The sequence below is a fragment of the Bradyrhizobium sp. Arg816 genome (assembly GCF_029989365.1).
Lineage (GTDB): Bacteria > Pseudomonadota > Alphaproteobacteria > Rhizobiales > Xanthobacteraceae > Bradyrhizobium.
On sequence record NZ_JAPRAQ010000002.1, the window covers coordinates 350,314 to 374,075 of the forward strand.

The 23,762-nt window shown below is 65.0% G+C and carries 18 protein-coding genes, 2 tRNA genes and 1 pseudogene; 4 read left to right on the plus strand and 17 right to left on the minus strand.

The features are described 5' to 3' along the window. Positions 1-17: 17 nt before the first annotated feature. Positions 18-1,007: a formylglycine-generating enzyme family protein gene (locus OWC48_RS06750; RefSeq protein WP_282519265.1), complete on the minus strand. Its 990-nt coding sequence runs from the start codon at positions 1,005-1,007 to the stop codon at positions 18-20. 511 nt (positions 1,008-1,518) lie between these two features. On the opposite strand from OWC48_RS06750, the gene OWC48_RS06755 reads away from it, so the two are divergent. After that, positions 1,519-2,511: a helix-turn-helix domain-containing protein gene (locus OWC48_RS06755; protein WP_282519266.1), complete on the plus strand. Its 993-nt coding sequence runs from the start codon at positions 1,519-1,521 to the stop codon at positions 2,509-2,511. Between the two features lie 141 nt (positions 2,512-2,652). On the opposite strand, the gene OWC48_RS06760 is transcribed toward OWC48_RS06755, so the two are convergent. From OWC48_RS06760 to OWC48_RS06785, 6 genes are all read right to left on the minus strand, one after another. Further along, positions 2,653-2,727: transfer RNA gene (locus OWC48_RS06760), tRNA-Asn, on the minus strand. Positions 2,728-2,859: 132 nt separating this feature from the next. Further along, entirely contained in the window at positions 2,860-3,228 is a 369-nt protein-coding gene (locus OWC48_RS06765) for a hypothetical protein (RefSeq protein ID WP_282519267.1), read from the minus strand. A 213-nt stretch (positions 3,229-3,441) separates the two neighbouring features. Then, a complete protein-coding gene (locus tag OWC48_RS06770) occupies positions 3,442-5,136 on the minus strand; it encodes a flotillin family protein (RefSeq protein ID WP_282519268.1) in 1,695 nt (564 codons plus the stop codon). Between the two features lie 23 nt (positions 5,137-5,159). Continuing rightward, positions 5,160-5,819, minus strand: a complete 660-nt coding sequence (locus tag OWC48_RS06775) for an OB-fold-containig protein (protein ID WP_282519269.1) — start codon at positions 5,817-5,819, stop codon at positions 5,160-5,162. 10 nt (positions 5,820-5,829) lie between these two features. Continuing rightward, positions 5,830-6,993, minus strand: coding sequence for a PspA/IM30 family protein (locus OWC48_RS06780; protein ID WP_282519270.1), 1,164 nt, complete (start codon positions 6,991-6,993; stop codon positions 5,830-5,832). Between the two features lie 538 nt (positions 6,994-7,531). Continuing rightward, positions 7,532-7,795 (minus strand): hypothetical protein, encoded by a 264-nt coding sequence (locus OWC48_RS06785; protein WP_282519271.1) that lies wholly within the window; start codon positions 7,793-7,795, stop codon positions 7,532-7,534. Between the two features lie 254 nt (positions 7,796-8,049). On the opposite strand from OWC48_RS06785, the gene OWC48_RS06790 reads away from it, so the two are divergent. Continuing rightward, positions 8,050-8,244, plus strand: a complete 195-nt coding sequence (locus OWC48_RS06790) for a hypothetical protein (RefSeq protein WP_282519272.1) — start codon at positions 8,050-8,052, stop codon at positions 8,242-8,244. Positions 8,245-8,325: 81 nt separating this feature from the next. Here OWC48_RS06790 and OWC48_RS06795 read toward each other — a convergent pair whose 3' ends face one another. The 9 genes and pseudogenes from OWC48_RS06795 to OWC48_RS06835 all read right to left on the minus strand — a co-directional run bounded on the left by OWC48_RS06795 (position 8,326) and on the right by OWC48_RS06835 (position 19,842). Further along, positions 8,326-8,472 carry a hypothetical protein gene (locus OWC48_RS06795; protein ID WP_282519273.1) on the minus strand — a complete coding sequence of 49 codons (147 nt, stop codon included), beginning with the start codon at positions 8,470-8,472 and terminating at the stop codon, positions 8,326-8,328. A gap of 189 nt (positions 8,473-8,661) precedes the next feature. Continuing rightward, positions 8,662-8,735: transfer RNA gene (locus OWC48_RS06800), tRNA-Cys, on the minus strand. A gap of 56 nt (positions 8,736-8,791) precedes the next feature. Continuing rightward, positions 8,792-9,540: pseudogene (locus OWC48_RS06805) on the minus strand (ABC transporter ATP-binding protein). 7 nt (positions 9,541-9,547) lie between these two features. Next, positions 9,548-9,898 carry a hypothetical protein gene (locus OWC48_RS06810; protein WP_282519275.1) on the minus strand — a complete coding sequence of 117 codons (351 nt, stop codon included), beginning with the start codon at positions 9,896-9,898 and terminating at the stop codon, positions 9,548-9,550. Further along, the gene (locus OWC48_RS06815; RefSeq protein WP_282519276.1) at positions 9,873-10,607 is read right to left on the minus strand and encodes a tRNA-uridine aminocarboxypropyltransferase; all 735 of its coding nucleotides are present in this window, start codon (positions 10,605-10,607) and stop codon (positions 9,873-9,875) included. The genes OWC48_RS06810 and OWC48_RS06815 overlap by 26 nt, the downstream gene beginning before the upstream one ends. 37 nt (positions 10,608-10,644) lie before the next feature. Then, on the minus strand, positions 10,645-13,752 hold the full coding sequence (locus tag OWC48_RS06820) for an efflux RND transporter permease subunit (RefSeq protein ID WP_282519277.1): 3,108 nt from the start codon (positions 13,750-13,752) through the stop codon (positions 10,645-10,647). Continuing rightward, complete coding sequence (locus tag OWC48_RS06825; RefSeq protein ID WP_282519278.1) at positions 13,752-16,901, minus strand: efflux RND transporter permease subunit; 3,150 nt, start codon at positions 16,899-16,901, stop codon at positions 13,752-13,754. The genes OWC48_RS06820 and OWC48_RS06825 overlap by 1 nt, the downstream gene beginning before the upstream one ends. A 36-nt stretch (positions 16,902-16,937) precedes the next feature. Beyond that, positions 16,938-18,368 carry an efflux RND transporter periplasmic adaptor subunit gene (locus tag OWC48_RS06830; protein WP_282519279.1) on the minus strand — a complete coding sequence of 477 codons (1,431 nt, stop codon included), beginning with the start codon at positions 18,366-18,368 and terminating at the stop codon, positions 16,938-16,940. After that, positions 18,358-19,842 (minus strand): efflux transporter outer membrane subunit, encoded by a 1,485-nt coding sequence (locus OWC48_RS06835; RefSeq protein ID WP_404979709.1) that lies wholly within the window; start codon positions 19,840-19,842, stop codon positions 18,358-18,360. Before OWC48_RS06835 ends, OWC48_RS06830 begins: the two co-directional genes overlap by 11 nt. Positions 19,843-20,459: 617 nt before the next feature. Here OWC48_RS06835 and OWC48_RS06840 point away from each other — a divergent pair. Together OWC48_RS06840 and OWC48_RS06845 are read left to right on the plus strand one after the other, a co-directional pair. Next, positions 20,460-21,689: a cyclopropane-fatty-acyl-phospholipid synthase family protein gene (locus tag OWC48_RS06840; RefSeq protein WP_282519280.1), complete on the plus strand. Its 1,230-nt coding sequence runs from the start codon at positions 20,460-20,462 to the stop codon at positions 21,687-21,689. Between the two features lie 120 nt (positions 21,690-21,809). Continuing rightward, a complete protein-coding gene (locus tag OWC48_RS06845) occupies positions 21,810-22,844 on the plus strand; it encodes a cysteine synthase A (RefSeq protein WP_028161359.1) in 1,035 nt (344 codons plus the stop codon). Between the two features lie 170 nt (positions 22,845-23,014). Here OWC48_RS06845 and OWC48_RS06850 read toward each other — a convergent pair whose 3' ends face one another. Further along, positions 23,015-23,752 (minus strand): amino acid ABC transporter ATP-binding protein, encoded by a 738-nt coding sequence (locus OWC48_RS06850; RefSeq protein WP_282519281.1) that lies wholly within the window; start codon positions 23,750-23,752, stop codon positions 23,015-23,017. Positions 23,753-23,762: the final 10 nt, after the last annotated feature.

Below are 23,762 nucleotides of genomic sequence, written 5' to 3' on the forward strand. Positions count from 1 at the left end.
ACGTGGCCGAAGGCCCTTTACGATAGTGGAGACTCGGGTGACCGCACCACGCACCTGAATCCGACATGGCTGGTCGAGGTGTCGATCGGCTCGGCGTGGCGCGCGGCTGGGCGGTAGCGGCGGCAGTAGTTCGGCGCACAGAGATGCGAGCCACCCTTCAAGACTTTGCGCGGGATGCGGATGTCGGGTTGACATGGATCAAAGCTCGCCTCCTCGCGGCCGCCGCGCGGATTTCTGGGAATGCAGCAAGGCTTCGCAGCCTCGGCGGCGTGCCGCGCCGACCACCAGTCCGAGGTCCACTCCCAGACATTGCCGATCATGTCGTGGAGGCCGTAGCCGTTCGGCGGGAAGGCCATCACCGGCGAAGTACGCTCGAACCCATCCTCGCCGAGATTCTGGACGGGGAAATTGCCCTGCCAGATGTTGGCCATGTGCTTGCCGCCGGGCATCAGCGCATCGCCCCAGGCGAACTCCTCGCCGTCGAGGCCGCCGCGCGCGGCGAACTCCCATTCCGCTTCCGTCGGCAGCTCCTTGCCGGCCCAGCGGGCATAGGCTGCGGCATCGCTATAGGAGACGTGCACGACCGGATGGTCGTCGAGGCCCTTGATGTTGCTGCCGGGGCCGTAAGGATGACGCCAGTTGGCGCCGCGCATGAAGGACCACCATTGGCTCCAGTCGGTGAGGTCGGTGATGCGCGGCAGCGGCGAGAACACCAGCGAGCCTGCGTAGAGCATCTCCTTCAGCGCGCCAGGATAGTCCTTGGGGTCGGGAACGATCTGCGCCTCGGTGACGTGGCCGGTCGCGTTGACGAATTGCTTGAACTGCCGGTTGGTGACGGAGGTGCGGTCGATCCAGAAACCGTCGACGGAGACGCGGTGGCTCGGCGCCTCCTCGGGATAATGATGGTCGGATCCCATACGGAAGGTCCCGCCGGGAATGAAGACCATCTCGCCGGTCTTCACGTCGTCCGGCAACCACTCGCAGTGATCCGTATCCGCCCGCAGCATCGTGGAAACTCCGATACGAGTATTCCACCCGATACTATGGCGCGGATTTCAGCAGGCGTCGACGAGAGCACATTGCCCGGCATTCTGGACGCATTGTCTGGTCCCCTCTTCTTGGCGCCGAGGGTGCGAGATGGGTGTCGTAGACTTGCGTCAGCATCTCTCCCTCTTTTGCGTACACCGTTCGAGCGAGCGGCAATAACATACCGCCTGACCCACCCCGCAGGTTCGCAGAGCTGTTGTCACCGATATCGCCTAGGTTGAAAATGGTATCCGAAGATTGGATGCCCGTGATGTGCAGTTTGTGCCAGTACGTCCTGCCGATCGGTGAGGCTTAACGACACATGTCGCAAATTCCTCAATCCACAGCGTCATGTGGCGCACAGCTCGCGTCAAATTCTGCGATAATTTACCTCAAAGCGCGAACTCGGACTGTCGTACCCACTTCGCGTTGTAGTGGTGTTTCGCTGCCACCTGCCGCAGAATTGTCGCGCTTGCGTAACAGGGTGGAGCCATGGGCCAATTCCTTCTGGTTGATTCGCGTAAGCTCGACGGCTTCGAAGGTCTTCACCAGGCCGTTCACGGCTCGCACGTCGATGTCATGCAGCTGGGGCGCGGGCGATTGCGCGGATCGCTGTCCCATGTCGGCATCGGCGATTTCTCGCTCAGCATCGGCACCTTCAGCGTCGGCATGCGTACGCAGCGTGTCTCCAGCGACGACAAGCTGATCATCGGGATGCTGCTCGCGGCCGAAGAGCGTGTCACCCACTGGTCTTTCGACATGCGCCTCAACGACGTGCTCGTGATTCCGCCGCTGCTCGAGCATGACGGAATCTTTCACGGTGCATCCGCTTACGCCGCCATGCGCTTCGACATCAACGAGGTCGCATCGCTGTTCGGCGACGAAGCGAGGCTGAGCAATCCCGACACCTGGCGCAGGCGCGACCATTTCCGGGCGGCCCCCGATAGCGGAGCGATCGCCGCACATCGTCTGGTCCGGATCATGTCACATCTGCGCACCTACCGGAGCGGCCTGACGCCCTCGACCGCCGATTTCTGGAAGCGATCGATCGTCGAATGCATGGCGGCCAACGTGATGTCGTCGCTACCGCCCGACGACACCGGCTGGCTGCCTTCGGCAAGGCGGCTGATCCGCCGGGTCGAGGAGTATCTCGACGAGGCCGGCACGCGCCCGGTGCATGTCTCGGAGATCTGCGCCGCTCTCGGGGTGTCGCGCCGCACCCTCCATCGCGCGTTCCAGGAGGTGTTCGGCTTGGGCCCGGTCAGCTTCCTCAGGCACAAGCGGCTGTGTGCGGTTCATTCCATTCTGCATGAGAGCGTTCCGGGCTCGACGACCGTGGCCGCTGTCGCCATGCAGCAGGGCTTCTACGAGCTCGGGCGGTTCTCGCAGTATTACCATGCGATGTTCGGGGAACGTCCGTCGCAGACCCTGGGAGGACGAACTGTCCCTCGCCTGAGGGTTCAACCCTCTGAGCATGAATTATAGGCGCCTGGTTCGGTTGTGCTGGGGGACGGCTATGGTCCGACCGATTCCCTCTCCACCGGCCGACTGCACAGCCGTGCACCGGCGGCCGCGGGCCGTGTTGCGTAATTGCAACGCAGGTAAGGCTTTGAATTTGCTGGATTTTGGCTCCCCGGGCTGGATTCGAACCAGCGACCATCCGATTAACAGTCGGATGCTCTACCGCTGAGCTACCGAGGAAAGGGCGAACCAGTCGTTCGCGCGCGGCTGCGTATAACAAAGCCGCTTGCGCTTGCAAAGGACGAATTCGCGATCTTGCACAATGCGCCGAGGAAGGGCCGCCGCCCCTCCCCGGGCTCACGTCAGGTCAAACTATTCGGCGACGAAGGACGTGGTCTTGGTTCCGGAGTCGTAGCGCAGCCGAAGCGCGGTGAACTTGCAGAGGTTGACGTTCTTCCACAGGACGGACTCGTCATAGTTCTGCCAGTCGACGCGGATGTTCCAGACACATCCCTCGTCGTCCTCCTCGAACTCGACATAGGTGCTCGCCTGGTTCTGCAAAACCTTGTCGAGCTCGTTCTCCCATTCGTCCAGGCCGTCGTCCGGTGCGTTGAAGCCCAGGAATTTGATGGCATAGCCGGTCTCGTTGACGACGGTGACGTTGCGGGCGTCAGCCGCGAACGACGGCGTAGCGGCGATCGCAAGACCGATCGCGATCAGTCCGGACAGAAAATACTTCATGTGAAATTCCCCCGATCGAAACAGGCTCCGGTGCCTGACGTCGATCCGCGCAGGCGCCGCGGCAACAAATGGCGTTACCTCAAGAGATTCGTCCGGAGCGCGATCGAACGGCTCAACACGCGATCGATGCGCACTCCGGCTCGTTGCGCGACGCGAGACGCGCAACGAGCCAGTTCTTATCGCTTCGAATTCTCCGCAGCAATGAACCGGCGTTCATAGATCGGCGGTGTTTGTTTTCTCCGGCGCGGGCGCCGGCACTGCGGCGCCGTTGCTCTTTCCCGTCACGGCGCCGACCAGCGCTTTCACGGGATCCTCACCCGGCGCAAACCCGCTCTGGCGCAGGATCTCGTCGATCATCGGACGCAGCGCGTGCACCTTGAGGAGCTCGCCCGCAAGCCCTTCGCCGAAGCCGACATTGCCGCCGCCGGTGCCATTGCCGCCGAACGCGCCGCCAGTGTGCAGGATGCGGACGTCCTTGAGATTTCCGATCGGCCTGACCATCTCGGCCAGCGCCGAGGGCATGGTCTCGATCCGCTTCTTGGCGAGCTCGAAGTCGATGACATTGGCGCCGAGCTTGTTCTGCGCCTCGTTCTTGAGCGTGATGATCGCGGCTTCGGCCTCACCGATATTCCTGACGCCGACAGCCTTGATCTTGTTGGACTCGGCTTCCGCGGTGGCCAGCGTCTTGACGGCCTCGGCGCGATCGAGCGAGGCCTTCTTTTCGGCTTCGGCCGCGACGATCAGCTCGGTCGATTTGCGCTCGGCCTCGGTGCGCGCGGCGAGCACCTGGGTGAGACGGGCACGGTCGGCGACCTCGACCGCGCGGGCGGTCACGACCTTTTCCTCCGCGGAGACGGCGAGCGCCTCGGCGGTCTTGGCGTCGGCAACGGCTTCCGAGGTCTGTTTGCTCTTGGCCGCGATCTGGATCTCGTTCTCCTGCGTGGCGATCTGGATTTCGCGCTGCGCGTCGGTCTTGCGTTTGTTGATGGCGAGATCCGACTCGATGACCGCGGTTTCCTTGACCTGCTTGGCGCCGGCCTCCTTCTCGGCAACGGCGCGGTCGGTATCGATGCGGGCGTTCTCCTCGGTCAGACGCGCGGTCTGGGTTGCGGTCGCGACCTCGGCGCGGGTGCTCGCGGTCTTGTTGGCGATGTCGCGCTCCTGGGAGAGCTCGGCCTCCTTCTTGGTGCGCTCGATGGTCAGGGTCTGCTGCCGCGCCTCGAGATCCTTTTGCGCAATCGCCACCTCGTTGTCGCGCACGATCGAGTTGCGGTCGCGCCGGCGCGTCTCGGTGACGGTCTTGAGCTGGGTCAAACCTTCGGCGTCAAAGAAGTTCTCCGGGTTGAAGAATTTGACGTCGGTCTGGTCGAGCTTGGTCAGCGACACCGATTCAAGCTCGAGACCGTTGGATTTGACGTCCGATTCCACGGTCGCCTGCACATGCTTGACGAAGTCGCTGCGCTTCTCCTGCAACTCCAGGATGGACATGGTGGCCGCCACCGAACGCAGGCCGTCGACGAATTTTGCCTCGACCTGGTTACGCAGGGCTTCGGCGTCATTGGTCAGCGCACCCAGCGTCTGGCTCGCGAGCGCGATGCTCTCGTCGTCAGGACGGACGCGCACGTAGAACTCGGCGACGATGTCGACGCGCAGGCGGTCCTTGGTGATCAGGGACTCCCGCTCCTTGCGCTCGACGGTGAGCCGCAGCGTCTTCAGATTGACGCTGGCGTAGGAGTGGAAGATCGGCAGGATCATGGCGCCGCCGTCGAGCACGACCTTCTTGCCGCCGAGGCCGGTGCGCACGAAGGCCTCGTCGCGGGTGGCGCGCTTGTAGAGAATAGTAAAGACGATCCCGAGGACGACGATCAGCGCGACGCCGATCATGGCCGGGACTGCGATGTCGAACATGACTTTCTCCGATAAATGATTTGCTAGCTGCTTAGAGGCGGTTTGGACGGTTTGAGTTCATCGTCGGCCTTCACGGCCACGAAGCGGGTGCCGGCGCGATCGACCAGCAGGACCATGGTTCCCTGCGACAGGGGCGATGATGACGGTGCGGCGACTGCCCACACGAAATGGCGGTTGCCGTGGATGTCGGCGACGCTGACGCGGCCGGGCGGCCCCTGATCGAGCGGGCCGATCACGACCTCGCCGACGCGGCCGACGAGATCGCCGAGGCCGACGGCATAGCTTTCATCCTTGGGGATGACCCGCGCGATGCCCCTGCTTGCGGCGCGGACTAGCGGAATCGAGACGGCGACCGCTCCGACCGAGGCGAGCGTTGCCGGCAAGGGACCGGCCACCATCCGCGCAATGTCCTGGATCAGGAAGCCGGTGATGGAGAAGGCGCCAAGCAGCAGCAGCAGGAAGATCAAGAGGGGCACGCCGCCGACATTGATCCAGGAGATGGCGTTGATCACCCCATTGTCGCTGGGGTGACCGAAATCGATGTTGGTGCCGAGCATCTCGCTGAGCGAGGCCCCGACCAGCATCGAGACCACCTCGATCGAGCCGACGATGAGGATCATGGCCGCCGCGATCGCGAACGGCCTGACCTCCGGCGACATCACGTGTTCGAGCAGAGCGCTCATGACACATTACTCAGGAGCGCGACTTCAACCGCGCCAGCCTCGCTGCAATCTCCTTGTCGCGATGCAACGTGCTGAGCTCGTCGATGTCGCTTGAATACGGGATGGCTGCCGGAACGCCGGTGGCGCGCGCCACCGCCCTGCCCGCGCGCAAGGCCTTCGCTGCCGCAGAGGCACCACCGGACTTCCGGGGCGACGTCGAGGCCTGATGGCTTGCGTGAGCCTCGCTCTGTTCGAGATCGGCGCGGCGCTGCTCGGCATCCTGCAATGCTGACAGCACGGCGCGCAGCGACGTCACGCACTGCTCGATCTTCTCGTTATTCTCGTCGATGGCCCGGGAAAGCACCTCGAACTGCGCCTCCAGGTCCATCTGCCGCGCAATGCCGGCGCGGGCGAGATCGTCGCGGCTATCCGCGATCGCGCCCTCGATCTTGGGCGTGAGATCGGTCATCTCGCGCTCGATCTCGGTGCGGCGCGCGTTGAGACGGTATTCCTCCGCGCGCGCGGCCGCGAGCGCATCGCGGGCTTCGCTCTCCGCGCGCTCGATCTCGCGGATGGCCTGGCCAACCACTTTGAGCTTGTTCTTGCCTTCCGCCTGCTCGATCGCGTCATAGGCGATCCCGGCGATCAGGCGCCCGACCCGGGACAGGAAGTTGTCGGGGGCGGCAGCGATGGTATCCATGGCGTTCTCCTCCTCTGGCAGACTGTTCGGCGTGACGCCGTAGTGAACTTCAAAGCCGTCATCGGTGCGGATCAGGTGTGCGGGCGCGCTCTGCCCCCAGCCCTCGGCATAGCCGGCATAGTCGAAGGACACGCTGAAGCGTCCTTCCACCGTCGCAATCGAAATGGTGGCGGGGCCCTTGATCTTGGCGAGCTTGTCGTCGAGCGGCAGGCGGCGGCCCTGCGCGGCGCGATAGTCGGCGCGGTCGCGCAGGCCCAGCGTCACCAGCCGCGACGGCAGTGCGGTTTCTTTCCGGATCGGCTCATAGGCATGGGCATGGAGCAGGACGACATTGGAGCCGACGTTATGGCTCCGCGCCACCTCATCCAGGATCTCCATCATTCGGTCATAGGCCCTAAACGTCGCCTCCATGGCGGCCTTGGCGGCCGGGTCAGGGGCAAGCCTGTAACGCAGCGCGGATGGCGCGTTTTTGGACGACGGGCTCATGGAAAGCACTAAAGCACCATTTTGGTGCTTTAGGAAGAGGAGATGCGATCACGTTCCACTGATCCTTGGGCACTCTATGGATTTGTCGCGGCGGCTCGGATCCGCGTTCAAGGCGGGCTATCACCTCTAGATCACCACCGATCAAGACTTCTTGCACGTACCGGTTGCAATTTTCATCAAAGCCGAAGCTCTCGCGTCCGCCCGGCCCTGCAGCGTTCTCACGCTGCTGCGGATACCCTCATTGCGCTGCGCTCCATTCGGCCACGCGTCGCCCCGTGGTCGCCGACATGGGATGGCGCGATGCGTAATTTACGAATTCGGGAGAACCAAATGATATCGAGGCCAGGCGGAATTCGCGCGGTTAGAGAATCATCCGGTGAGATCACGCGACGGAGATATGACGCCTGAATGACGTATCTGCTTTCCGCGTCTGCGATAGATCACCGTCCGTCCACAGCCTGTCCGCAGCATATCCACAGGCCGACTATGCCGGATTCGCGAGACCGCACGGGCCACTTGCTGCGCACAAACCCACAGGGCAGCTATGTCAGCCGCCGGCCTGGTCGAAAACGGTGCGGCAAGCCTCGCTCAAGCTTGACCGGTTACGGCGCAAGCAGGCCGTGATGGCGCGGACGTTGGGGATCTCGCCGGCGCAGAGCCGGTAGACGTCGGGGGTGCAGGCCCGGCGCTGCTCCGGCGTTCCCTGCTGCGCCTGAGCAGCGGTGGCGAACAGCGCCAGGAACAGCCCGACCGTCGAGGCGCGGCGCGCCCTGCTTTTCGCACCCGCAAACCGCAAGAACCTTGCCTTCATGACCAAGTCTCCCGTCTGCCTCGCCCGCCCCCGGGCCGGTGTCGTGCCAAGGGGGTAGGAGAAATAAATCGCGGGGGATGTGATCTCTTTCACACTGAGGCCGGACGGGAGGAACGTACGGTTCCGCGGGGATTTTAAGGAATCGCTAACCAATCAGAGCCCGATCGCCGGATCGTTAAAATGCGAACGATCGGCTCAATCGGGTGACAAACCGGCTTTGCGACATTGCGCCATCCGCGTTCTGCGAGGGTGCGATGAGCGAAGCCGAATTCAACTTGCTGCTGGATGCCGTTCGGGACGCCATGGTCTATCAAGATGTCGCGCCCGAGCCGGAGGAGGAATTCGTGCCCCGCTCGTGGTCGTACGCCGCAACGCCCAAAGCCGCCAATGACAATGAGGGCGCCTGGCCCCTTCTGCCGTTTCCGGACGGCTGGTACGCGGCCGGTTGAGGCCACTTTCAACGTCAACCGATGCGCCCGCTCCGGCGGGCGTTTTGCTATCGGCCATGCGCCGGAACGGCGCGGCGCCGATCAGGTCTTGACCCGCTCCTCGCCCTCCTGCGGCACCCGGTCGGGTGCGGCCGGCGGAAAGATGCTGTCATAGATCGCACGGGCCTCGCGAATGAGGCGAGCCCGCTCCAGCTCGGATTTCGGGACAAATCGGACGACGTCGCTCACGTGCTCTCCAGCTCCAGGGGTTCGTCACGCATCACTTCGCAGATGCGAAGTCTGTGCCATCGGGCCTGAATCGCGGGTGTCCGCCAAGCCCCGGGCAAACCCGGTGTGCACGGCCTGGCAGGCCTTTGCTGCGCGCTCGGCGGAACGCGCGGTGAGCAAAATTTGTGATGAAATATCAGGAGGTTGTTATGGAGGCCACGACCAGAATTGAACTGGTGTACACGGTTTTGCAGACCGTTGCGTAACCACTCCGCCACGTGGCCCCGTAAGGGCGGAGCAATATAGGGGATCAATGGCTTAGGCAACCCCGACCGGGCGTTTACGCTTTGGTCCCGCCGGGGCCGGCGAGATATATCGCAAGAATCGCATCGGTCGGGCCGACCGCGGTCATCCGCCCCTCCTCCAGCAGGATCGCGCGGTTGCAGGTGCTCTGGATCAGCTCGATGTCGTGCGAGGCCAGCACCAGGATGCCGGCACGGGCCACGATCCCGTCGAGCCGTTGCCGCACCTTCCGGCGGAATTGCTGGTCGCCGACGCCGATCCATTCGTCGAGCAGCACGATCTCGCCTTCCACGGCGGTTGCGACCGCGAAGATCAGGCGCAGCATCATGCCGCTGGAATAGGTCCGCAGCGGCAGGTCGAGCCGGTCACCGAGCTCGGTGAACTCGGCGATCTCCGCCCGCCGCGCATCGATCTCGGAGCGCCGCGCGCCGATCACGAGACCGCGCCGCACGATGTTCTCGTAACCCGTGGCTTCCTCGTCGAAGCCGGCCGACAGGTCGAACAGCGACAGGCAGCGGCCGAGCACGTCCAGGCTGCCCGCGGTCGGATGACAGATGCCGGCGAGCACCCGCAGCAGCGTGGTCTTGCCGGCGTCGATGATGGCGACGCGGTCGCCGGCGCGGATGTCGAGACTGACGTCGTTGAGCGCGGAGACAATGTGCGGCACCGCCGACGTCCGGCGCAGCGTCACCACGCTGACCGGCTGCGCAGCGAACGGTCGCGGAATGACAGCACCGGAAAGTTGACCGAAACGTTGCGAAGCACGATGTGGGCGGCAAGGCTCATGCGCACCTCACAGCCAATACGCCACGCGGTGGCGGAATTTTGCGTAGTAGCCGAAGGCGATGACGGCGACGACGATCGCATAGATCGCCCCGAGCAGCCATTGCTCCGGATCGGTCGGCTGCGACAGCAGCGACCTGCGCACGAGGTCGAGCAGCGTCGCGAACGGATTGGCGCGGATCAGCCAGTAGAACGCGGTGCCGCGCAGGGCGTCCTCGGTCCAGATGATTGGCGTCAGGAAGAAGATGAATTGCAGGCCGCTGACGATCGCCGTGCCGATATCACCAAAGCGCGCGCAGAGCATGCCGAGCGCGACCGGAGGATTTAAGCGCGAGTCAGCCGCGCTTGCTGCGCCGGACACCGCGCCGGCGGTCCTTGACCGGCGGCTTTGGCGCCAGTTCCGGCATTTCGGCCTGCACCTCGCGGTAGCGCGTCAACATCCGTTCAAAACTGGCGTTCAGCGTCTCCGCGATGTCGGGACGCTTCTCGAGGCTGGCCAGGATGGTCGCGGCCGCCTCGATGGTCGACAGCCCGTCCTTGCGCGGCTCCTTGCGCAGGCGGCCGTAGCGCGAGGGATGCGCCGGGTTGAGGATGACGCGCTGGCATTTGAGCATCCAGGGATTGCGCCACCACAGCGCCTTGGCCTGGCTCCATGTGCCGTCGAGCAGCACCACGCCTTCGAGCTTGCCGAGGATCGCGCGCTGATTGTCCGCGACCTCGCCTTTGCGGTTGAGCGCCAGGATCTCGCCCTCGGCTTCGAGATCGGCCGCGCGGGCCGAGCCGAGATAGAGCACGGCCCAGTGCGAGGCGTTCTCGACCGGCCGCGCCAGCGCCTTGGACAGGCTCGGCCAGGACAGGCCGACCCGCACCGTGGCATCGGTAAAGTGCTTCGCAAGCAGCCGGGCGGTGCCGAGCGCCCTGTCCTGCTCCTGCGGATGCTGGAGGATCAGGAGCGAGAGCCGGGTCTTGATCGGCGTGACACTGTCGCAGATGCACAGCGGCATCGGCTTCTGGCAGTGCGGGCATTCGGGGATCGGATCGGCCGGCGCGGCGGCTGTGGGGGTCGACATGGCCGCCGCTATACGCTTGAAGCGGCGGTTCAACAACCTATTCCGCGGGCGCGGCGAGCGGACGCGGCTCGGAACGGCGGCGCAGGCGGTCGATCAGCAGGTAGATCACGGGCGTCGTGTAGAGCGTCAGGATCTGCGAGACGAACAGGCCGCCGATGATGGTGATGCCGAGCGGACGGCGCAGCTCCGTGCCCGGACCGGTCGCGACGACCAGCGGAATGCCGGCGAACAGCGCCGCCATGGTCGTCATCAGGATGGGGCGGAAGCGGGCCTGGCAGGCCTCGAAGATCGCCTCCGCCGAGGACAGGCCGCGCTGGCGCTCGGCATCGAGCGCGAAGTCCACCATCATGATGCCGTTCTTCTTGACGATGCCGATCAACAGGATGATGCCGACGAAGGCGATCACCGTCAGCGGCGTGTTGGTCAGCTGCAAGGCGAGCAGCGCGCCGAGCCCCGCGGACGGCAGCGTCGAGATGATCGTCAGCGGATGGGCGAGGCTCTCATAGAGCACGCCGAGCACGATATACATCGCCACCAGCGCGCCGAGGATCAGCAGCGGCTGGCGGCCGCTGGTCCTGGCGAAATCACCGGCATTGCCGTCAAAACTGCCGCGAATGCCATCGGGCATGTGCAGCTCCTCGACCGCGCGCTGCACGTTCTGGATGGCTGTCTGAAGCGGCACGTCCGGCAACAGGTTGAACGACACCGTGGTCGAGGGAAACGCCTGCGAATGATAGACCGCCAGCGCAGCGAGCCCGCGCGTCGCATGCACCACCGTCGATAGCGGCACCTGCGCGTCATTGGCACCGGCGACATAGATACGATCGAGGTTGGATGGGTCGACCTGGAATTTCGGGTCGATCTCCAGCACGGTCATATACTGGTTGCGCTGGGTGTAGATGATCCCGATCTGCCGCTGCGAAAATGCGTTGTTGAGCGCGTTGTCGATATCCTGGACCCTGACGCCGAGCGCCGAGGCCTTCTGGCGGTCGATCGAGAGCGTGAGCTGAAGCCCGCCGGGATCGCGGTCGCTGGAAATATCCGTGATGCCCTCGATGCTCTCCATGCGCTTGGCCACGATCGGCGCCCACTTCTGGAGCAGGCTGAGATCGGTGCTGGTCAGCGTGTACTGGTAGTCGGAATCGCTCTGCCGTCCGCCGGCGCGGACGTCCTGGGCGGCGAACATGAACAGGCGGATGCCGGGCACCGGGTACAGGGCGCGCCTGAGACGGTCGATCACGACCTGCGTCGAGACGTGGTCGCGCTCCTCCGGCGGCTTCAGGCTGATGAACATGGTGCCGCGGTTCGAGGTCGCAGCCCCCGGCCCCCCGCCTCCGCTGCCGACGGTCGAGCCGATCCCGGCGACGGCCGGATCCTGCATCACGATGTCGGCGAGCCGCTGCTGCAGGCCGAGCATGGACTGGAACGAGATGTCGGCCGAGGCGCGCGTCGCGCCGATGACGAAACCGGAATCGTCGGTCGGGAAATAGCCCTTGGGAACCTTGATGTAGAGCGTCACGGTGAGGCCGATGGTGGCGAAGAACACCAGCAGCGTCAGCAGCGGATATTGCAGCACGGTACGCAAGCTGCGGGCGTAAAACGTGACCACGCGCGACAGCGAACCTTCGATCAGCCGGTCGAACAGCGTCGCGGTGCCGGATGTGGTCTGTCGGATGTAGTGAGCGCAGATCATCGGGGTGACCGTCAGCGACACCAGCGTCGAGACCAGGATCGCAAAGGTCAGTGTCAGCGAGAACTCGCGCAGGAGCCGACCGACGATGCCGTCCATGAAGATCAGCGGCGTGAAAGCCGCGATCAGCGACAGGCTGATCGAGACCACGGTGAATCCGATCTGCCGTGCCCCGACCAGGGCCGCCTGGAGCGGCCGCATGCCATGTTCGAGATTGCGGTACATGTTTTCGATCATGACGATGGCGTCGTCGACCACGAAGCCGACCGAGATCGCCAGCGCCATCAGCGACAGATTGTCGATCGAGAAGCCCGCGACCCACATCCCTGCACAGGTCCCGGCCAGCGCCAGCGGCACGGAGATGCCGGCCGCAATCGTCGGCGTCAGCCGCCGCAGGAACACGAACACCACGACCATCACGAGGACAGCGGTTGCCAGCAGCGTCCACTGCATGTCGAGCACGCTGGCGCGGATCGTGCTGGTACGGTCGACCAGCGTGGAAATATCGACACCCGCCGGGATCCATTGCTTCAGCGCCGGGATCAGCGCCTTCACCCGGTCGACGGTGTCGATGACGTTGGCGTCGCCCTGCTTGGTGATCTGGATCAGCACCGCCGGCTGCTTGTTGAACCAGGCGATCGAGCGGGCGTTGCGGACGGAGTCCTCGATGTCGGCGACGTCGGACAGCCTGACGAAATTGCCGTTCGAGCTCTTGATGATGATGTCGCGGAACTCTTTCGCCGTCCGCATCTGCTTGTTCAGCGACAGCGTCTCGCTCTGGCGCTCGCCGTTGAAGATGCCGACGGGACCAAGCGGGTTGGCGTTGATGATCGCGGTCCTGACGTCGTCGGTGGCGATGCCGGCGTTGGACAGTGCGACGGGGTTGAGCTGCACGCGCACCGCCGGCTGGTCGGCGCCGCTCACCGTCACGTCGCCGACACCCGGCACCTGCGAGATCCGCTGCGCGAGCACGGTATCGGCGACGTCGTAGATCGCGCTGGCCGACAGCGTCTTCGAGGTCAGCGCCAGCACGAAAACGGGCGCGCCGGCCGTATTCGCCTTGCGGAAGCGCGGCAACGTCGGCAGGTCGCTCGGCAGGTCGATCAGCGCGGCATTGATCGCCGCCTGCACGTCGCGCGCGGCCTTGTCGATGTTACGGCCGATGTCGAACTGGAGCTGGATGCTGGTCGTGCCGAGCGACGACGTCGAGGTGATCTGGTTGATGCCCGCGATCTCGCCGAGCCGACGCTCCAATGGCGAGGCCACCGTCGCCGCCATGACGGACGGGTCGGCGCCCGGCCGGCTGGCCGACACGAAGATGGCGGGGAAGTCGACGTTCGGGACCGAGGCGACGGGAAGGAACTCGTAGGCAACGACACCCAGCAGGAACAATCCGATCGACAGCAGCGTGGTCGCGACCGGACGGCGGATGAAGGGCTCCGAGATCGATGCCATCACTGCATCCCCTCGGTTGCGCCCGCGACCGGCGGGCCGCCGGATTCAGCCGGCGGCAGCGCCTGCTCGAGGCGGCGGTTGATGCGGTCGAGCGCCAGATAGATCACGGGCGTGGTGTAGAGCGTGAGCAGCTGGCTCAGCAGCAGGCCGCCGATGATGGAGATGCCGAGCGGAAAGCGCAGCTCGGCGCCGGTGCCGCTCTCGATCGCGAGCGGCAGCGCGCCGAACAGCGCCGCCAGCGTCGTCATCATGATCGGACGGAAGCGCAAGAGACAGGCCTGCACGATCGCCTCGTTCGGCGACATCCCCTGCCCGCGCTCAGCCTCGAGCGCGAAGTCGATCATCATGATCGCGTTCTTCTTGACGATGCCCATCAAGAGAATGATGCCGATCAGGCCGATCACCGAGAGGTCCTGCCCGCACAGCATCAGCGCCAGGATCGCGCCGACGCCGGCCGAAGGCAGCGTCGACAGGATGGTGATCGGGTGGATGTAGCTCTCATAGAGCACGCCCAGCACGATGTAGATCGTGATCACGGCGGCGAGCAGCAGCCAGGGCTGGCCGGCGAGCGCCTTGGCGAATTCGGCGGCATCGCCGGCATAGACGCCGACGATGCTGTTGGGCATCTCGATCCGGGTCTCGATCGTCTTCACCGCCTCGACGGCATCACCGAGCGCGGCGCCCGGGGCGAGGTTGAAGCTGAGTGAGATCGACGGGAATTGCGCCTGGTGCGAGATCGCGAGCGGCGCCGTGGTGCGCTTCAGCGTCGCCACGGCGGAGAGCGGCACCTGGGCATTGGGCCCGCCCACGATGCTGCTCGCCGCGCCCGGCAGATACAGCTTCGACAGGATCGAAGGATCGCGCTGGTACATCGGCAGCGCTTCCAACACCACGCGGTACTGGTTGGCCTGGCCGTAGATGGTCGAGATCTGCCGCTGCGCGAACGCGTCGTTGAGCGTGTCGGTGATGCCTTGCAGGCTCACGCCGAGCTGTCCGGCCCGGGTCCGGTCCACGTCGAGCTGCGCCCGCAGGCCGCCCTCCTGCGCCTCCGAGGAGACGTCGCGGAACAGCGGATCGCGCCGCATCTCGGCAACGAGCTTGCGCGCCCACTCCGACACCAGCGTCGCGTCGGTCCCGGTCAGCGTGTACTGGTACTGCGAACGACTCGACTGGGTCGAAATCTGCACGTCCTGCACCGGCTGGAAATAGACGGTCATGCCGGGGATGGCCGACACCCGTTCCTTCAGCCGGGTCACAACCGCGCTGACGTCGTCGCGCCGCTCGCCGCGCGGCTTCAAGGTCATGACCAGGCGCCCGACATTGGTGGTCGGGTTGACCGAGCCCGCCCCGATCACCGAGACCACGCCGACCACATCAGGATCGGCCTTGATGGCATCGGCCGCCTCGGCCTGCCGCTTCTGCATCTCGGTGAACGACACGTCGGGTCCCGCCTCCGTCACCGCCGTGATCGAGGCGGTGTCCTGAAGCGGCAGAAAGCCCTTTGGCGCGACGACGTAGAGGACGAGGGTCGCGACCAGCGTGGCGAACGTCACGAGTAGCGTGGCGCGCTGGCGTTCCAGCACCCAGAGCAGCGTCCGGTGATAGAACTCGACGGTGCCATCGATGAAGCGGCTGATCGCGGCCAATCCCGGCACAGCCAGTTCCTCATGGGCGTGCTTGAGCAGCCGGGAGCACATCATCGGCGTCAGCGTCAGCGAGACAACGGCCGAGGTCACGACCGCGATCGTCAGCGTCAGCGCGAATTCGCGGAACATGCGCCCGACGAGGCCGGACATGAACAAAAGCGGGATGAACACCGCGATCAGCGACACCGTCAGCGAGATCACGGTGAAGCCGATTTCGCTGGCCCCTTTCAGCGAGGCCTCCATCGCGCTATCGCCGTTCTCCATGTGGCGGACGATGTTCTCGATCATGACGATGGCGTCGTCGACGACGAAACCGGTGCCGATCGTGAGCGCCATCAGCGACAGATTGTCGAGGCTGAAGCCGGCGAAATACATGATGCCGAAGCTGGTGATCAGCGACAGCGGCAGCGCCACGCCGGCGATCAGCGTGGCCCTGAGCGAGCGCAGGAACAACAGCACCACCAGCGTCACCAAGACGACGCTGAGGATCAGGGTGAACTGCACGTCGCGGACCGAGGCGCGGATGGTGACGGTACGGTCGGAGACGATGGTGAGGTTCACGCCGGCCGGAATGGCGCGCTGGACCTTTGGGATTTCCGCCCGGATCTGGCTGACGACATCGATGACGTTGGCGCCGGGCTGGCGCTGGATGTCGATGATGACCGCCGGCGTGCCCTGATACCAGCCGCCGGTGCGGTCGTTCTCGAGGCCATCCACGATCTGCGCGACATCGGCAATCGTGACCGGCGAGCCGTTGCGGTAGGCGATGATGACAGGCTTGTAGGCGTCGGCGGCGGCGATCTGGTCGTTGGCGGCGATGATGTAGGATTGCTGCGCGCCGTCGAGCGAGCCTTTGGGCCCCGAAACGTTGGCGTTGGCGATCGCAGTGCGCAGATCCTCCATCGCGATGCCGTAGGCCGCAAGCCGCGCAAGGTCGGCCTGAATGCGCACGGCCGGCTTCAGCCCGCCGAGCACCGAAACGCGCCCGACGCCGGAAATCTGGCTCAGCCGCTGCGCCAGCAGCGTGTCGGCGATGTCGCTCATCGCCCGCAGCGAGATCGTGTCGGAGCGAAGCGCCAGTGTCATCACCGGCGCGTCCGCCGGGTTCACCTTGGCGTAGGTCGGCGGATAGGGCAGCGTCTTGGGCAGCACGCCGGCCGCCGCGTTGATCGCGGCCTGCACGTCCTGGGTGGCGCCGTCGATGTCGCGGTTGAGGTCGAACTGAAGCGAGATCTGGCTGACGCCGAACGAGCTCGTCGAGTTCATCGCCGACAGCGACGGGATCTGGCCGAGCTGGCGCTCCAGCGGCGCGGTGATCAGCGAGGCGATCACGTCGGGACTTGCGCCCGGAAGCTGCGTCGTCACCTGCACGGTCGGGAAATCGACCTGCGGCAGCGCCGAGACCGGCAGGGAGAAATAGCCGAGCGCGCCCCCGATCAGCAGGGCAATACCGAGCAGCGAGGTCGCGATCGGGCGGCGGATGAAGGGTTCGGAGACGCCCATGGGATCTGCCTGCCGCTCAGGCGGCTGTTGTCGGGATCATGGCTGCTTGGCTCCAGGTCCCGATGCCCCCGGCCCCGGCGCCGGTCCGGTCTGCCCCTTCTGGTCGCCTTCGCTGCTGCTCCGCTTGGCGCGGTGCTCGCCGTCCTTGCCAGGTCCGTCCTTGCCAGGTCCGTCCTTGCCAAGTCCGTCCTTTTGCCCGTCCTTGGCCTGCCCATCCTTCTTCTGGCCATCCGGGCCGCGCGTGCGCTTGCGCGGGGCGAGATCGGCCGACGGTGTCTGGTCATCGCGGCCGACGACCACCTTGGACCCGTCGGACAGATTGGCAAAGCCCGTCGTGACGACCTTGTCGGTCGGCGACAGGCCGCTGGCAATGACGGCGTCATGCTCGTTCTGCTGGGTCACGGTCACCGGCTTGGCGGAGACGACATTGTCCTCGCCGATGACGTAGCTGAAGGTGCCGATCGGTCCGCGCTGCACCGCCGATGTCGGCACCACCAGCGCCTGCATCAAGGTCTCGACCTTGAGGCGGACATTGACGAACTGGCCCGGCCAGAGCTGGTAATTGGCGTTGGGGAATTCCGCCTTGAGCTTGAGCGTGCCGGTGGTCTGGTCGACCTGGTTGTCGATGCCGGTCAGCTTGCCGGTGTCGATCACGGTGATGCCGTCATTGCCGAACACGTCGACCGCGAGCGTGCCCTTCGACGCCGCTGCGTTGACGCGCATGATCTGCTGCTGCGGCAGGCTGAACCACACCGCGATCGGCTGCAATTGCGTGATCACCAGGAGGCCCGTGGCGTCGGCGGCGTGGATGATGTTGCCCTGGTCGACCTGGCGCAGGCCGGCGCGGCCGGAGAGCGGCGCCACGATCTTGGTGTAGCTCAACGTCGCCGCCGCATTGTCGATCGCAGCCTGGTCGGCTTTGACCAGCGCCTCGGTCTGCGCGACCGCGGCGCGCTGGGTGTCGGCCTGTTGTTTGGAGCCCGCGTTGGAGGCAGCCAACTGCTCGTAGCGCGTAAGGTCGATGCGCTGGTTGGCGAGCTGCGCCTCGTCCTGCGCCTTCTTGGCGACGGCCTGGTCATACGTCGCCTGGTAGAGTGCGGGGTCGATCTCGCCGAGCACGTCGCCCTTCTTGACGTCCTGGCCCTCGGTGAATTTCACGGCGATCAGCTTGCCGTCGACCTGCGAGCGCACGGTCACCGTGTTGAGCGCGCGGATCGCGCCCACGCCGTCGAGATAGACCGGGACGTCCTGGATGCGGGGCGTCGCCGCCAGCACCGGCACCGGCAGATCGGGCCGCTGGTTGCGGCCATTCGCCTGCTGCGGCTGCTGGTGCCAGACGGTCCAGCCGAAATAGCCGAGCCCGCCAAGGATGGCGAGCGTGATCAGGGTCATGACGAAGCCGCGGCCGCGCGATTTCTTCGCCGTCCCTTCTTTCGCGCCTTCCTTCGTATCCGGCTTAAAGAGCATTGACCGGTTTCTCCATTCGCGGCTCCCAGCCGCCGCCGAGCGCCTGATACAGGCTGACGATGGCGAGAAGCCGTGCGAGTTGGGCCTGCCACAACGCATCTTCGGCCTGAAATAGTGTCTGCTGGACGTTCAGCACAGTCACGATGTCGGCCGTGCCGGCGCGCAATTGCTGCTCGGCCAGATCGAAGGCGCGCTTCGACGAGGTCACGACATCGCGCTGCAATTGCAGCTTGATCGTGGTCTGCTTGATCGAATACAGCGCATTGTCGACGTCCGCAAACGACTGGATGATGGTCTTGCGGTAGGTCTGAAGCAACTCGTCCTGCCGCGCCTTGGCGAATTCGAAATTGCCGAGGATCTTGCCGCCGTCGAAGATCGGCTGCGTGGCGCTACCGACGAGCTGGAAGAAGGCCGCATGCGGCTGGAACAGCGAGACCAGCGCCGAGCTCTGATAGCCGCCATTGCCGGTGAGCTGGATGGTCGGAAAGAACTGCGCGCGGGCATTGCCGATGTTCGCGGTCGCCGAGGCGAGCTGTGCCTCCTGGCGGCGGATGTCGGGCCGCTGCGTCAAAAGCTCCGACGGCAGGCCGGGCGTGACGCGCGGGATGGCGATCTTGTTCAGCGAGCCGCCGAGCACGCGGACGCTCTCCGGCGGCCGCGATACCAGCACGGCGAGTGCGTTGACGTTCTGGTCGAGCGTCTGGCGCAGCGGCGGCACCAGCGCCTTCTGGTTGGCGAGCACGCTCTCCTGCTGGGCGACGTCGAGGTCGGTGCCGGTGCCGGCCTTGCGGCGCTCGCGGATCGCATCGAGGATGCGCTGCGCGCTGGCGATGTTGCTCTGGGCGGTACGCAGGCGATCCTGCGAGGCCAGCACCTGGAAATAGGCGTTGGCGACGCCGGCGAGCGTCGTCAGGGCGACGACGTCACGATCGAAACGGTTGGCATTCGCCGTCTCTTCCGCCGTTTGCAGCGCATCGCGGTTCTGGCCCCAGAAGTCGAGCTGGTAGCTCGCGCTCAGCGACGCCGAATAGTTGACGACCTCGCGGCCGCCGATGGACAGGCCCGAGGCGCTCGAACCCGAGGTGCGTGAATAGGTTTCCGATCCGCCGCCCGACAGGCTCGGCAGCAGGGCAGCGCCTGCCTGCCGCGCCTGGGCGTCGGCCTGGACGATGCGCGCGACGGCGGCGGCGATGTCGAGATTGACGGTTTGCGCCTCCTCCATCAGTTGCGTCAGCTCCGTGGAGCGAAAGCCGCGCCACCAATCCAGCGACGGCGGCGCATCCGGCTTGCCCGCGTATTTGTATTGCGCGGGAACATCGAGTGCGGGATCGGGCAAATCCTGCGTCAGCACGCAGGCGCCTGAACTGGCGGCAAGGCACACCACGGCAGCCCATCGCGCCGCACGCGACGTCCGGAACGTAAGGCCGGGAGATCGCCCCATGGCGACCGCAGGACCATCCTGTGTCACATCCACCCCCCGCCGGGCAGATTGATCCGCCACCGCAGAGCCGGATTAACCGATTCGTGGCGGGACGGCCGGGGGCGTTTGTGTAACTCGTTCACAGCCGTGATGCTTTCTGCGGAACCTGAAGTTGATACTAGCGGGGTGCGGAACAGGGGGACAGTCCCGCACCTGCGAAATACGGCCCCGAATGCGTCGATGTCGAACTCACGCAAATACAAAATGCGCCTGTGTCACAGGGCTTTTTTGTATTCCAACCTCGCTCCGAGGCGCATTCAAGCTTACCAAGATTTCATGTGACAATTGCCGCCACGCCGACGCCAGGGCCACCCGCTCCCGGCAGTCGCTCCACCGAAACCTGCGCCGCAGCGCACCGCAGCTTCCCGGGCCTTGGGTGAGCGCACGGCGCGCTGTGATCGGGTGATGGTCTGCAATTGCACTATGCAGGCGGCGATGAACTGCCGGAGGTACCCCGCCAGCACCTTGGCGACCGGCGCAACGCGCACCTATATCATGCGCATGATTCGACGCTGACCGTTTGCGGGGCGCCCTCGGGTCCAGCGATATGAGGCGTATGGGGGCGCCTGGCTCGCGGTCGGACAGTATCCGTTCAGGTGATGGATCCGCCGATGTCGCATACCATCTCGGTGACGTCAGACACCATAGACACAGTGCTCGCCGATCTGCCGCGCATCGTTCGCCTCGCGCTCAGTTTTGGCGCGCGGCTGCGGCGAGGAACGCTCGACGTCACCCTGCCCGACGGACGCGTGATCCGCCTCGGCGGCCAGGAGCCGGGCCCGAATGCCGCGATGCGGCTGCACAATTACGGCTTCGCTTCGCGCCTCGTTAACGGCGGCGACATCGGCATCGCGGAGGCCTATCTCGCCGGCGACTGGGATACGCCGGACCTGACGCAATTCCTCTACCTGTTCTGCGTCAATCACGATCTGATCCAGGCCATGCTGAACGACAAGCCGCTGATGCGGTTCGTCCAGCTGCTGCAGCACTGGTTCAACCGCAACACCCGCCGTCAGGCGCGGCGCAACATCCACGCCCATTACGACATCGGCAATGCGTTCTATTCGGCCTGGCTCGATCCCGGCATGACCTATTCCTCGGCGCTGTTCGAGGAGAGCACCTCCGATCTCACGACAGCCCAGACCAACAAATACCGCCGGCTCGCCGAGGCGCTCGACCTGAAGCCGGGCCAGACGCTGCTCGAGATCGGCTGCGGCTGGGGCGGCTTCGCCGAGTTCGCCGCAAAGACCTTCGGCACGCGCGTGGTGGGCCTCACGATCTCGACCGAGCAGCGCGATTTTGCGCAGAAGCGCATTCACGAGGCGGGCCTTGCCGAGAAGGTCGAGATCCGTCTTCAGGATTATCGCGACGAACGCGACCGCTACGACCGCATCGCCTCGATCGAGATGATCGAAGCCGTCGGCGAGCAGTTCTGGCCAAAATATTTCGCCCAGCTGCGGGACCGGCTGCTGCCCGGCGGCCTTGCCGGCATCCAGGCGATCACAATTCAGGACAGGCTGTTCCAGGGCTACCGGCGCGAGGTGGACTTCATCCAGCACTACGTCTTTCCCGGCGGCATGCTGCCCTCGCCCGCCGTGCTCAAGTCGCTCGGCGACAGGTTCGGCTTGCCCGTCATCCGCGAGCGCATCTTCGGGCAAGATTATGCCAAGACGCTGGCCACCTGGCGGAATAACTTCCAGACGGCCTGGCCGGGCCTCGTGCCGCTCGGCTTCGACGACCGGTTCCGGCGGCTGTGGGAGTATTACCTGTCCTATTGCGAGGCCGGATTCCTGTCCGGGAATATCGACGTCCGGCAAGTCATCTTCGCAAAGCAGCAATAAGGGTTTGCGGGGGCGGCTTGCAAGATCGCTTGCAAGGTCGCTTGCAAGGGTCGCTTGTAAGCCCCGCCACCCTACTTTAGGGTCGCGCCCACCTTGTGAACCAGCCGGTAATTGCCTGACATGACCATCAAAAATGACGTTGTCGAAGCCATCGGCAACACCCCGCTCATCAAGCTCAAGCGCGCCTCCGAACTGACCGGATGCACCATTCTGGGCAAGGCCGAGTTCATGAATCCGGGCCAGTCGGTGAAGGACCGCGCCGGCAAATGGATGATCCTGGAGGCCGAGAAGCGCGGCGAGCTCAAGCCGGGCGGTCTCGTGGTGGAGGCGACGGCCGGCAACACCGGAATCGGCCTCGCGGTCGTGGCGAGCGCGCGCGGCTACCGCACGCTGATCGTGATCCCGGAGACGCAGAGCCAGGAGAAGAAGGATTTTCTGAAGCTGTGCGGCGCCGAGCTGATCGAGGTGCCAGCCCTGCCCTATGCCAATCCCAACAATTATCAGCATGTCGGCCGCCGGCTCGCCGACGAACTGCGCAAGACCGAGCCCAATGGCGTGCTGTTCGCCGACCAGTGGAATAACCTCGACAATGCGAAGGCGCACTACGAGTCGACGGGTCCCGAGATCTGGGAGCAGACCGGCGGCAAGGTCGACGGCTTCGTCTGCTCGGTCGGCAGCGGCGGCACGCTCGCCGGCGTCAGCCGCTATCTGAAAGAGAAGAACAAGGACGTCCGGATCGCCTGCGCCGATCCGCATGGCGCCGGCATGTTCGAGTATTTCCGGAGCGGCGACGCCAAAGCGACGCCGGGCGGCTCGATCACGGAAGGTATCGGCCTCAACCGTGCGACCGCAATCGTCGAGAGCGCGAAGGTGGATGACGCCTATCTTGTTCCCGATGCGGAAGCCGTCACGGTGATTTACGAGCTGCTCCAGCACGAAGGCCTGTGCCTCGGCGGTTCCACCGGCATCAACATCGCCGGCGCAATACGACTTGCGAAACAGCTCGGGCCCGGCAAGACGATCGTCACCGTGCTCTGCGATTCCGGCAGCCGCTATCAGTCGAAGCTGTTCAATGCCGACTTCATGCGCGCCAAGAACCTGCCGGTGCCGGAATGGCTGGAGAAGCGCAGCAACATCAAGCCGCCGTTCGTCTAGGCCGGGAGGGTCGCGGCCGCCCGGATTACGAAGTCCGGCTCAAGTTGAGCAAGCCGCAGTGCCGCAGCCGTAGGGTGGGCAAAGCGAAGCGTGCCCACCACGCCTGCCGCGATCGCCGAGGGATGGTGGGCACGGCGCGACGCGCCTTTGCCCACCCTCGGCAGCCCGCTTCACCGCAAGATCTGGCTCAAAAACAGCTTCGTCCGCGCGTGCTGGGGAGCGGCGAAGAACTCGTTCGGCGTATTGGCCTCGATGATCTGGCCCGCATCCATGAACACGACGCGGTTGGCGACCTCGCGGGCGAAGCCCATTTCGTGGGTGACAACCAGCATGGTCATGCCCTCCTCGGCGAGGTCGACCATGGTGTCGAGCACTTCCTTGACCATTTCGGGGTCGAGCGCCGAGGTCGGCTCGTCGAACAGCATCACCTTGGGGTTCATCGTCAGCGCGCGTGCGATCGCGACGCGCTGCTGCTGGCCGCCGGACATCTGTCCGGGAAACTTGTTGGCCTGGTGCGGGATCTTGACCCGCTCCAGGAATTTCATCGCGTTGACCTCGGCGTCCCTCTTCGGGATGTTGCGCACCCAGATCGGCGCCAGCGTGCAGTTCTCCAGGACGGTCAGATGCGGGAACAGGTTGAAGCTCTGGAACACCATGCCGACCTCGCGGCGGACCGCATCGACGTGCTTGAGGTTCGGCCCGAGCTCGATGCCGTCGACGACGATCTCGCCCTCCTGGAATTCCTCGAGCGCGTTGATGCAGCGGATCAACGTCGACTTGCCCGAGCCCGAGGGGCCACAGATCACGATGCGCTCGCCCTTTTCGACCGCGAGGTCGATGTCGCGCAGTACGTGGAACTCGCCGTACCATTTGTTGAGGCCGGAAATCTTGACGATGGGGTCGGACATGATGACCTCG